Below are 11,762 nucleotides of genomic sequence, written 5' to 3'. Positions count from 1 at the left end.
TTAATTATCCTTTATCATTGGTAAATCTAAATTTTGTTCTTTTGCTTTTTTAATTGCTATATCGTAACCAGCATCTGCATGTCTCATAACACCTGTTGCTGGGTCATTTGTAAGAACATTTGTAAGTCTTTTGTGTGCGGCCTCTGTACCATCTGCAACGATTACAACTCCACTATGCTGAGAGAATCCCATACCAACTCCACCACCGTGGTGTAATGATACCCATGTTGCCCCTCCTGCTGTATTAAGTAGGGCGTTTAATAATGGCCAATCTGAAATAACATCAGAACCATCAATCATTCCTTCTGTTTCTCTATTAGGAGATGTAACTGAACCTGAATCTAAGTGATCACGACCAATTACAATAGGAGCTTTTAATTCTCCATTTTTTACCATTTCATTAAAAGCTAATCCAGCTTTAGCTCTATCACCTGCACCAATCCAACAAATTCTAGCAGGTAGTCCTTGGAAGTGAATCTTTTCTCTTGCACCATCTAACCAGTTATGTAAAGCTTTGTTTTCTGGGAATAACTCTTTCATCTTTGCATCTGTTTTATAGATATCTTCTTTATCTCCTGATAATGCAGCCCATCTAAATGGTCCAATACCTTCACAAAATAAATCTCTAATATATAAAGGAACAAATCCTTTAAAATCAAAGGCATTTTCAACTCCAGTTTCTAGTGCCATTTGTCTGATATTATTTCCATAATCAAACGTAGGGATTCCTTTTTCATGGAAATCAAGCATTGCTTGAACTTGCACTGCCATTGATTTTTTTGCTTCGTCTACTACTAAATTGGGATTAGATATTCTTAATTCTTTTGCTTTTTCTAATGACCATCCAATAGGTAAATATCCATTTAGTGGGTCATGGGCAGAAGTTTGATCTGTAACTGCATCTGGTAAATATCCATGTTCAATAATTTGTGGGAAAATCTCAGCCGCGTTTCCTAATAATCCAACTGATACAGCTTTTTTATCTTCAACAGCTTGTTTAATAATCATAAGAGCTTTTTCTAAAGTATATGCTTTATAGTCACAATATCCAGTTTCAATTCTTTTATCAATTCTAGTTTCATCACATTCAACTGCAAGCATAGATGCACCTGCCATTGTAGAAGCTAGAGGTTGAGCCCCACCCATTCCACCAAGTCCACCTGTTAGAATCCAACGACCACTTAAATCTCCATTGAAGTGTTTTTTACCCATAGATACAAATGTTTCATAAGTTCCTTGAACAATTCCTTGTGAACCTATATATATCCAAGAACCTGCTGTCATTTGTCCATACATCATTAAACCTTTTTTATCAAGTTCATTAAATGTATCCCATGTAGCTTTATATGGAACAATATTTGAGTTTGCTATTAAAACTCTAGGAGCATTTTCATGTGTTTTGAAAACTCCTACTGGTTTACCTGATTGAACTAAAAGAGTTTCGTCACTTTCTAATCTTTCTAAAACTTCTACTATTTTGTCAAAACATTCCCAGTTTCTAGCGGCTTTTCCAATACCACCATATACTACTAAGTCCTCTGGACGTTCTGCAACATCTGGGTCAAGATTATTCATTAACATTCTTAAAGGTGCTTCTGTTAACCAAGATTTTGCACTTAAGTTTGTTCCTGTAGCTGCTTTTATTACTCTTTTTTCATTCATAATATTACCTTTTTTATTTTTCTTATGTTACAATTATATATACAAATAAGTTAATTGTCAATACAATTAAAAAATTAACCTTGATAAAAAAGAGTAAAACATGGAAAAATTTGACAAAGTTTGGGTAAATGCAAGAATAGCAATAGTAGATGATAATGGCGAAATCATCGTACATGAAAATAGTTTTTTAGCAATTAAAAATAAAAAGATTGCAAAAATTGACAAAATGGAAAATTTTGAACATTTAAGTGTAAATAAAATCTATGATGTTGAAAATAGACTAATAACTAGCTCTTTAATTGACTGTCATACCCATCTTATTTTTGGTGGAAATAGGGCAAATGAGTTTGAAAAAAGACTAAATGGTATCTCTTATGCTCAAATAGCAAAAGATGGAGGAGGAATTGCTTCTTCTATTAAAAATACTAGAGAAGAATCTTTTGATTCTATTTATAAAAACTCAGCTAAACGTCTAGAAGCTTTAATAAAAGATGGAGTTACTACAATTGAGATTAAAACAGGATATGGTTTAGATACTCAAAGTGAAATCAAGATGTTAAAGATTGCACAAAAACTAGAAATGAATTATCCTATACATATAGAAAAGACATTTTTAGGAGCACATGCAGTTCCTCTTGAGTATAAAAATGATAGTGATTCATATATAGATTATATTTGTGATGAGATGTTACCAGAGGTTCATAAACTAGGACTTATTACTTGTGTAGATGCTTATTGTGAGCATTTAGCATTTACAGTTGAGCAAACAAAAAGAGTATTTGAAAAAGCAAAATCTTTGGGTCTAAATGTAAAACTTCATGCTGAACAGTTTTCATCTATGGGTGCTTCTGATATGGCTTGTGATTTTAATGCCTTAAGTGTAGATCATCTTGAATATACAGGTGAGAAAACTATAGAGAAAATGGCAAAGAGTGGAACAGTAGCTGTTTTACTTCCTGGAGCTTATTACTTTCTTCGTGAGACTAAAATGCCACCAATTGAACTTTTTAGAAAATACAATGTACCAATAGCAATAGCAACGGATTTAAACCCGGGAACTTCTGCTTTATGTTCACTTCAACTTATGATGAATATGAGTGCAGTTATATTTGGACTTTCTGTAAATGAGACATTTAATGCAGTTACAAAAAATGCATCAAAAGCTTTAGGGCTTCAAGAATCAAAAGGAAGTTTAGATATTGGTTTTGATGCTGATTTTTGTGTTTGGGATATATCTCATCCTAGAGATTTAGTATGTTCGTATTTACCTACGTCATTGCATTATAGTGTTTATATGGGAGAGCAAGTATATGTATAAAAAAGCTAATAAAAACCTATGGACGGGTAGAGTAGATAGTGAAGATAAACAGCTTGGAAAAAGATGGCATGAAAAAATAAAGTTTTTGCCTTATCCTTATGAAAAGAAATCAGGAATTGCATTTCTTGGTTTTGATTGTGATTTAGGAGTAAAACTAAATAAAGGAAGAATTGGTAGTTCAAAAGGCAGTGATGTACTAAAAAGTGCTATGGGAAATTTTGCTTTTCATTTAGACAATACAAAATTATATGATGCAGGAAAAGTAGTAGCAAAGAATGATTTAGAATCAGCTCAAAAAGAATTAGCCTCTCATATTACAAAACTTCTAAAACAAAAACATTTTCCAATAGTTCTAGGTGGCGGTCATGAAGTGGCATATGCATCTTTTATGGGATTACATAATTTCTTAGATAAAAAAGAAGATATTGCTATCATAAACTTTGATGCTCACTTTGATTTACGATTTAACAAAGTAGCTACTTCTGGAACTCCTTTTGCTCAAAGTGCTTCTTTATGCAAAAAAGATAATACAAACTTCTCTTATATGTGTTTAGGTGTTTCAAAAGCTTCCAATACACAAGCACTGTTTAAAAAAGCAAAAGATTTAAATGTAAAGTATATACTTGATACAGATTTTACAGAGCAAAATATCAAAAAAATAAAGAAAAAAATAGATAAGTTTTTAGAGCAAAAAGAATACATATATATTACTATAGATACTGATGCTTTTTATGCTTCTCAAGTACCAGCTGTTTCTGCTCCTGCTGCAAGGGGAATTGATGTAGTTTTCTCTTATGAAATATTAAAATACCTATTTAAAAACTATAAAAAAAGAATCAAATTATTAGACCTAGCAGAGTTCAATCCAAAATATGATATTAACGATATAGGAAAGAAAACTATTGCTAGATTGGTTTATGATATTGTAGATTTAGCAGAAAAAAATATTATTAATTAAGATAAAAAGCTATTTATTAGAAAAATACACAAAATAGAGAAAATGCTATTGTATAGTGTCTACAAGTGGTAAATAGTGACCACTTGTGACAAAGATAACAGTTATTATTATGAATACTTAAATAATTTTTATCAAGAAATATTAATTATAAATAAAAAAATAAAATTAGTTTTTTTTGTTAAAAATATTAAGTTAAGCAATATTAAAATCCTAGTATAATGATACCAATTATTATAAAGGATATTAATGTTAGCAAGTTTTTTAATAACATTTAGAGAAGGTCTTGAAGCTTTTCTAATTGTAGGAATAATACTTTCTTATTTGGGGAAATTACAAGCAACAAAATACAATAAATTTATCTATTTAGGTGTATTGATTGGTGTTGTGATTTCTATAATTATTGCATATATTTTTCAAGTTGTTATTTATGGAATGGACAATGAAACATATCAGCATTATTTGATGATATTTATTTTACTTTTTGCAACACTTGTTTTATCTTACATGGTTGTTTGGATGGCAAATCAATCTAAACAAATAAAAGGTGAAATTGAAGAAAATATTAAAAAACTTGTAACAGCAGGTAATATCGCAGGAATGGTATTTTTAGCATTTTTAGCAGTATTAAGAGAAGGGTTTGAAACGGTGTTATTTTTCTCTTCACTTAGTTTTAGTGAAAGTATCACTCTTGAAGATGGATTAATAGGAGCTTTTTCTGGACTTGTATTATCTATTGTTTTAGTATATTTCCTTATGAGGGGTGCAAAAAATATTCCAATCAAATCATTTTTCAAATATACAGGATTATTGATTCTTATAATTGCAGGGGGACTATTTGGTAGTGCTGTATCTATGATGCAAGCAGCAGATTTACTTCCTACTTTTATTCCAGTAGTTTATGATATTTCATTTATATTAGATGATAGAGGATTATTTGGAACATTCTTACGAGCACTGTTTGGTTATAACTCATCACCAACATTCATGCACTTAATTTCTTGGGCTGTTTATATGTCAACAGCTATTTTATTATGGAGAAAAACATACTCTTATGCAAAATAGTGATGTAATTATAATAGGTGGGGGAGTTGCCGGTCTTATGGCTGGAATTGAACTTGCTAGCTCTGGGAAAAGTGTAGTTCTTCTTGAAAAAGAAGATGTTGTTGGTGGACAGTGTAAAACTGAAGTTCTAAAAACAAATGATGAAGAGTATAGATTTGATTATGGTGGACATAGATTTATTACGAACAATGAATATCTTTTAGATTTTGTAGAAGATGTATTGCGCGATGAGCTTTTAGTAGCTCAAAGAAGTTCTGTGATTTTACATAAAAATAGAATGTATGAATATCCATTAAATATTAAGAATTTATTAAAAGTTGCTCCCATTTCTTTATTGGCTGGGGCTTTTATAGATACTTTGAAAATTGTATTAAAAATGACAAAACCAAATGATAAAAACTTTAAAACATGGATTACTTCTAGATTTGGTAAGACCTTATACAAAAACTTCTTTGGTCCATATACAGAAAAGCTTTGGGGAATCAAACCCAAATACCTAAGTGCTGATTGGGCAGGGCAGAGAATTTCTCTTGTGGATTTAAAAGATGTAGCTAAGAAACTTTTGTTTAAAAACAAAAAAACTGCAAGAACTTATGCCAAAAGTTATAGATATCCAAAATATGGATTTGGTTCACTTCCTATAAAAATGGCAAAAAGATTTGAAGATTTAGGTGGAGTTATAATCACTAATGCTCAAGCAAGTGAATTTACATACGATGAATCTAAAATCAAATCAGTAAAAACAAAAGATAATGAATATTTCGCTGATAATATAATCTCAACAATGCCATTAAATGAGATGTCTTTAAAACTAGGTTTTGATTCAAAACTAAAGTTTAGGTCTTTAAGATTTTTATGTATTGGTTTAGATATTGAAGACTTCTCACCTCATACTTGGCAATATGTAAGTGATTTTGATTTATTACCTACAAGAATTCAAGAACCAAAAAGAAGATCACCTTCTATGTCTCCAAAAGGTAAAAGCTCAATTATGTTAGAGATTCCTTGTAATAAAGGTGATAAGATTTGGGATATGAATGAAGATGAATTATTAGAAATTGTAAAAAAAGATTTAAATAAATTAAAATTTGATATTGAAGATAAAATTGTAGACTATTTTTCATTTACAACGGAACACGCTTATACACTTATGGATGTAGAATACAATGAAAAAAGAGATAAAACGATTACTTATTTAAATAAGTTTGAAAATCTGATTATGGCAGGACGTCAAGGTACTTACAGATATATTTTCTTAGATACAGCAATGGAAACTGGTCTTATGGCTGCTCAAAAGTTATTAAAAACGAGTTTTATTTCAAAAGAAAAAATATATAACCATAGAAATGAAAAAACAGTAATAGAAACAAAAAGTGTTGCTTAACACAAAAAAAGGATTAACATGAAATTTGTACATAAAATAGTTTTATTTTTGGCTTTGTTATTTATAGGTTCCTCTAACTTATATGCTTATTCGTATGCAGCTGCTGGAAAGGAGCTGACAATTGACTCAAAAGAAGCCATTATGAAAGCTATTAATGCAGATGATTTTGATACAGCAAAAAAGGTATTTATTAAGTATGAAAAAAACTATAAATATTTAAATGATACTTTCATTTCAAAACTTCATACTTCACTAGAAAATGCCATAGAAAATAAAGATAAAAAACAGATTGTTAAAAGTTTAGAATTATCTTTGGCGGCTGAAGTTCAAAGAAGAATCTCTGGTGGTTTAGAAAATATAAAAACATTCAATGTTGCTAAAGTTATGTTAGCAAAAGCAAATAAATTTTATGAATTATTAGCAGTTAGTTTAGATGACAATACAAATAAAAAACTAAAATCTGCTATTAAAGCTTGTATGCTTTCAATTGGAAATCCGGGACTTTTTGGAGTTGGGGCAAAACCTGCGAACAAAGAAGAATATATTAAAAACCAAAAAATCATTGTAGATATAATTCAATCTTTATAATGAACTTCTACAAAATATTAACAAGCATAATTACAATAATCTATGTTTGTTATATTTTTACTTATCCTTCATCTTTTTATAATGATGATTCTTTTTTCTTAGCAAAGGGAATTGATAATTTCTCTATTATAGACTTTTCCCCACATTTCCCCGGTTACGTAAGCATTGTACTTATGGGTAAGTTTTTAAATATATTTTTGAATGATAACAAAGAGTCTTTATTTATATTAACCGCACTTTGTGGGGCTTTAACCCCTTTAGTAGTATTTGCTTATGTAGCTAAACTAAAAGATGAAAAAACTGCCTTCGTAGCTTTTTTACTTACTATCTCTTCTGTATATATATTAAATATCTCTTTGAGTATGTTAAGTGAAAGTGTTGGTTTATTCTTTTTCTTTTTAGGGCTTTATTTTTTTGAAGTAGGAAAATATAAAGGCAGTGGAGTTATATTCTCAATTGCTTTTTTTGCTAGACCTTCTTATTTAATTTTTTATATTGTAGGTTTAGTTTATATATATTTTTTCAAAAAAGATGCTTTAAAAGATATATTAATAGCTTTCTTTTTTATGGCATTTATATTTTTGTTTTATATATTTTTATCTAATGGTATGTTATTTATATATGAAGCAAAAAGATTTATATTTGGTCATTTTACACTTTGGGGTACTGGGCAAAATAGTGATATTTCTTGGGCTTCAAATATCTTTAGATATGAAAATATTGTTTATATTTTATTGCCTTTAGTTTTCATCAAATTTGATAAGAAATTTTTACTTATATTAGTACTATTTATTTCATATTTTTTATGGTTAATATTTGCTCAGAATCCAGAAAATATGCGACATTTAGTGCCTTTAAGTATTTTTGCTTCTATTTTACTTTCATCTGTTTTAATAAACTATCATAAGATTATTATCACTATTTTTGTATTTAATATCTATATTCTTTTCACTTACACAAATAAACACTCACCAATTGATCAAATAATCACAGAAATAAAAGATGAAAAAAAGATTGTTATTTCTAATAGAAGTATAGAAATACTAAGAGCAAGCATTAAAAATAGAGTATTTGATAAATATTATATTAACTCTTCAAAGTATTATTTTCAAAATAAAAAGGTTTATATGATTACTACTATTAGACCAAAAGAGAAAAAGTACAAAGTTTTTAAAGGAAGATTTTTAGGGGAGAGGGATTATTATTTGATTGAAAACTAAAGCTTTAACTTTAGTTTTCAAACTTCTTAACTAGTTTATTTATTTCAACAACTTGTGCATAAGGAATATCTCTTTTAGGAAAGGCATCTCTTACTTTATCTGTTAGTTTTGGAGAGAAGGCTCTAAATAATAGTCTTGTCTCAACTTGAAGTGGATATGTGATATCTGATGGTATATCAAATACTTCATCTCTATATCCATCAGCAGGAATTCTAGTATCTTTTATCATTTTTTCATATCTCCAAAAATGTAATCCTACTGGAACTCCATCTTTATCACCTGCTACTTTTTTGAACTCTCTTGCACCTTTTGGTACACTGTTTCCTTGCATATGTCCATTTTTATAAACTACACTTCCAAACTTATCTTTTACAGTTATTTCTAACCAGATTTGTCTTCTTGCTCCCCCTGGGAATTTGTGACCTGCTTGTATATTGTTTACTCTAATTGTTAATTTATCATCATTTATATTTGCTTCAAGTTTTGTAGCAATTCTTAATAAATCAATAGATAGTTTTCTATGTTCATCACTTCTTAAGCCTGCTAAATAATCATTTGCACCTGTAAAGTGGTGTGTTTTTACATCTTTTTTTAGTTTTCCACCAAGTGTTGAGAATCCTTCTACATCTTTTCCAATACTTGAAATATCTGCTTTCATATGACAATCTATACAAGATCTATGTTTTGTTTTATCTTTTGGATTATTAAACGATGATGCTAACCACTCTCCATAGTTGTCATTTATCTTAACCCCAGTTCCGGGAATAAATTCATTGTGACAAGTCCCACAATAAAGTGAATCTTGGTATAAGTCTTTATTTGTATATGAGTCTTTATGTGCTTTTGGATTTGCATTTATAGATTTTTCATTTGCCCATTTTAGAGTCTCATTAGAAGTATTTTCAAAAAAGTATTTATCTCTATCTTTTAAATTAATACTTAAATCCGCATTTCCACCTGCGTTTCTAGCTTTATTAACTCTATGGCAGAAGAAACATCCAGTTCCTGCTTCTATTACACTTTCGCCTTCTTTTAAAGCTTTTTGTAAAGACATAGCATCTTTTTCAAACATATTGTTTTTAAATTTATATTCAGATGAATCTCTTCCCGTTAATAAAAGTTGCGGCATATGACATCCTCTACAAAAGGCTCTGAACTCTTCTCCTTCTTTTTTGGCTGCAATATTCTCTTGGAATTCATAATATGGATGATCCATAGCAGTTCCGTGAGAAGAGTTAGCCCATTGTTTGTAAATAGTAGGGTGACACTGTTTACAAGAGGCTGAGTTTAACCATTGTGACTTATGAGCTGTTTTTTTATCATCATCAAGTTTCAACCATGTTGACATAAGTGGTAAATTCTCAGGAGCTTGTACATATTTATGTAGTGAAGTTAGCATTTGTTTTACTTCTTTATTTGGTTTTTGACCATCTACTTTTTCTTCCATGATTCCATCTTCACCAAAACCACCTTGAGTTTGTTTGATGATTTTTGTGTAATCAGATATAAAGTTTTTAGAGAAAAAACTATCTAAATTTCTATGTCCTGCAACTGCATCTTTGTATTTATCAACTTTAAAATCTTTTAACATAAATCTATTTGTACTATTAAATCCCTCATAGTGACAAGAAGCACAAGACATCCAAAAATCCCCAACTATTGGGTTGTTTTTATATTTATCACTATTTCCTAAGTTGAATACTGTTTTACCTTCTCGTAACTCTTTTGATAAAGGGTCATTTTTTACAAGTTTTGCAAAAATGTCTTTTTCTATCGTTACTCTTGAAAATGTACCTTTTCCACCAGTGTTTAATTTCGTTAAATCCAAACTCATGGCATTTTGTACATATAAATCTTCACCATTTTCAGAAATTACAATAGCTCTAGGATTGGCTCCTGGAAGATGTCTATATATTTGTACAGCTCTTGCTCCTGAACCTGCTCTTTTTTTTCTGATTCTGTGTTGTCTTGATTTTCTTCTTTTATTTTGTGTTGAACGCTTAATATCCATTACTAATAAATCTTCACTTCCTGCTAGTGTAATAAAAGCTTTATGTCCAGAAGGTGAGAATACTAAATCCCAAGGATTTGAAATAATCAATGTTTTATTTAGTTTATCTTGAATATTTATCTCTTTAAAAAGATGTTTTCTTTTTATTTCTAACTCTTTTTCATTATATGGAGTTAAATCAATAATTGAAATTGTTGGAAAGATAGTACTTTGAAATTGAAAAGCATGGTCAACATTCCATAAAAGATGTGGAAGCCAAGCTTCTTTCCCATCTGGAGTTATCTCAATATCATCTAAATATCTTGGAAGTCCTTGGGATACGCTCTCTTTTTCATTTTGTGTTTCATGTAATGATATAATTGTAATTGGTTTTGAATCAATTGCTTTTTCATTTTCTATTAGTTTAAAAATAGATACTTTTCCAATTAAAGCATGAGATACTAAAAGTCTATTATCATTTGTTAAAGCAAGACCTCTTGGTGTTTCAAGTGTATTTATTTCTTGATTTATTTCTAGTTTCTTGGCATCAATTGAGATGATTTTGTTAGCTTCAAAAGCTGTTACATAATAGTTGTTTTTCTTTTCATCATATACGATTGCATGGGGTTGTGATGGAGTTTTGATAGTTTTTTCTAAGCTATTATCTTTTGTATTTATAATATAAACTACATTTTTTCCATGATCTGTTACTGCGTATTGTGATTCATTTTTATTAAAAGCAATTCTTCTTAAATCTTTTCCTAATACTTTTTCATTTATTACAACGCCATCTTTTAAAGATGTTTTAGTAACAGAGCCTGCATCTAAGTTTGCTGTATATATAAACTCTTGATTTTTTGTGATATATAGGGCATTTGAGCTACTTTGAGCAAATAGATTTACGATTAAAAAGAGTGATAAAAATAAATACCTTAACATGTCTTTTTCTCCTCTTTATTAAATAGTTTTTTTAGTTTTGCTTTATCTTCTTTATTTCCACTTCTTCCTAAGTAATAAGAGTGATATATAATCAAGAAAATAAATAAAAATGAAAGATAAAAATGTAATAGATTTGAAACAATACCGTAGATATCTCCACCTCTATTTCCAAATAATAGAAGATAAATACCAGAACTAAGTAATATTAAAAGTGAAAATCCTATCAATATACCTAAGAATGTTTGTCTTCTTTTTTTATAACTCTTTTTTGTTTTTACTATTGTTTTTTTATGTTTATTTGTATGTGATATAACAAAAGGTATTAGTAATAAACTCATAATTGTTAGTGAGAATAATATATGTGAGATTTGACTTATTTTGTAAGCTTGCCATGTGATATTTAAATCTTCCCAAAGTAGGAAACCACTTAAGAACATAATATATGTTGTAAGTTCAATTAATTTGTATTTTGTCATTTTCTTATCTCTATTCTTAGAATAATATAAAATTATAAATTTAATAATTAATTTTCAAATTTATCTAAAAATAAATTAATCAATCATTAAAAAAGCTCATTTTTATCGTATTTTTTGATAAAAAGTGACATTTTATATTTTTTCTATTTCTTCTGTAAGTACCAT

At 29.0% G+C, this 11,762-nt stretch carries 9 protein-coding genes; 6 read left to right on the top strand and 3 right to left on the bottom strand.

Going from position 1 to position 11,762, the window contains the following annotated elements; all coding sequences use genetic code 11:
- A complete protein-coding gene (gene hutU / locus ALEK_RS09920) occupies positions 1-1,662 on the bottom strand; it encodes a urocanate hydratase (RefSeq protein WP_071625319.1) in 1,662 nt (553 codons plus the stop codon).
- 100 nt (positions 1,663-1,762) lie between these two features.
- On the opposite strand from hutU, the gene hutI reads away from it, so the two are divergent.
- The 6 genes from hutI (at position 1,763) to ALEK_RS09890 (ending at position 8,192) form a co-directional block, all read left to right on the top strand.
- Entirely contained in the window at positions 1,763-2,980 is a 1,218-nt protein-coding gene (gene hutI / locus ALEK_RS09915; protein WP_071625320.1) for an imidazolonepropionase, read from the top strand.
- On the top strand, positions 2,973-3,938 hold the full coding sequence (gene hutG, locus ALEK_RS09910) for a formimidoylglutamase (RefSeq protein WP_071625321.1): 966 nt from the start codon (positions 2,973-2,975) through the stop codon (positions 3,936-3,938). Before hutI ends, hutG begins: the two co-directional genes overlap by 8 nt.
- Before the next feature lie 246 nt (positions 3,939-4,184).
- Positions 4,185-5,000 (top strand): FTR1 family iron permease, encoded by an 816-nt coding sequence (locus ALEK_RS09905; RefSeq protein ID WP_071625322.1) that lies wholly within the window; start codon positions 4,185-4,187, stop codon positions 4,998-5,000.
- On the top strand, positions 4,990-6,384 hold the full coding sequence (locus ALEK_RS09900) for an FAD-dependent oxidoreductase (protein ID WP_071625323.1): 1,395 nt from the start codon (positions 4,990-4,992) through the stop codon (positions 6,382-6,384). Before ALEK_RS09905 ends, ALEK_RS09900 begins: the two co-directional genes overlap by 11 nt.
- 18 nt (positions 6,385-6,402) lie before the next feature.
- Complete coding sequence (locus tag ALEK_RS09895) at positions 6,403-6,972, top strand: hypothetical protein (RefSeq protein WP_071625324.1); 570 nt, start codon at positions 6,403-6,405, stop codon at positions 6,970-6,972.
- Between the two features lie 173 nt (positions 6,973-7,145).
- Positions 7,146-8,192: a glycosyltransferase family 39 protein gene (locus tag ALEK_RS09890; protein WP_071625325.1), complete on the top strand. Its 1,047-nt coding sequence runs from the start codon at positions 7,146-7,148 to the stop codon at positions 8,190-8,192.
- A 10-nt stretch (positions 8,193-8,202) separates the two neighbouring features.
- Here ALEK_RS09890 and ALEK_RS09885 read toward each other — a convergent pair whose 3' ends face one another.
- Together ALEK_RS09885 and ALEK_RS09880 are read right to left on the bottom strand one after the other, a co-directional pair.
- On the bottom strand, positions 8,203-11,121 hold the full coding sequence (locus ALEK_RS09885; RefSeq protein ID WP_071625326.1) for a multiheme c-type cytochrome: 2,919 nt from the start codon (positions 11,119-11,121) through the stop codon (positions 8,203-8,205).
- Positions 11,115-11,597 carry a hypothetical protein gene (locus ALEK_RS09880; protein ID WP_071625327.1) on the bottom strand — a complete coding sequence of 161 codons (483 nt, stop codon included), beginning with the start codon at positions 11,595-11,597 and terminating at the stop codon, positions 11,115-11,117. The genes ALEK_RS09885 and ALEK_RS09880 overlap by 7 nt, the downstream gene beginning before the upstream one ends.
- Positions 11,598-11,762: the final 165 nt, after the last annotated feature.

Origin of the sequence: Poseidonibacter lekithochrous, from assembly GCF_013283835.1 — a bacterium.
Lineage (GTDB): Bacteria > Campylobacterota > Campylobacteria > Campylobacterales > Arcobacteraceae > Poseidonibacter > Poseidonibacter lekithochrous.
Note: the sequence above shows the minus strand (reverse complement) of the source record. Positions and strands in the feature narration are given on the sequence as shown.

Coding starts and splice junctions, on each gene's coding strand:
- hutU (WP_071625319.1), bottom strand. CDS start 1,662: ATGAATGAAAAAAGAGTAATAAAAGCAGCTACAGGAACAAACTTAAGT.
- hutI (WP_071625320.1), top strand. CDS start 1,763: ATGGAAAAATTTGACAAAGTTTGGGTAAATGCAAGAATAGCAATAGTA.
- hutG (WP_071625321.1), top strand. CDS start 2,973: ATGTATAAAAAAGCTAATAAAAACCTATGGACGGGTAGAGTAGATAGT.
- ALEK_RS09905 (WP_071625322.1), top strand. CDS start 4,185: ATGTTAGCAAGTTTTTTAATAACATTTAGAGAAGGTCTTGAAGCTTTT.
- ALEK_RS09900 (WP_071625323.1), top strand. CDS start 4,990: ATGCAAAATAGTGATGTAATTATAATAGGTGGGGGAGTTGCCGGTCTT.
- ALEK_RS09895 (WP_071625324.1), top strand. CDS start 6,403: ATGAAATTTGTACATAAAATAGTTTTATTTTTGGCTTTGTTATTTATA.
- ALEK_RS09890 (WP_071625325.1), top strand. CDS start 7,146: ATGGGTAAGTTTTTAAATATATTTTTGAATGATAACAAAGAGTCTTTA.
- ALEK_RS09885 (WP_071625326.1), bottom strand. CDS start 11,121: ATGTTAAGGTATTTATTTTTATCACTCTTTTTAATCGTAAATCTATTT.
- ALEK_RS09880 (WP_071625327.1), bottom strand. CDS start 11,597: ATGACAAAATACAAATTAATTGAACTTACAACATATATTATGTTCTTA.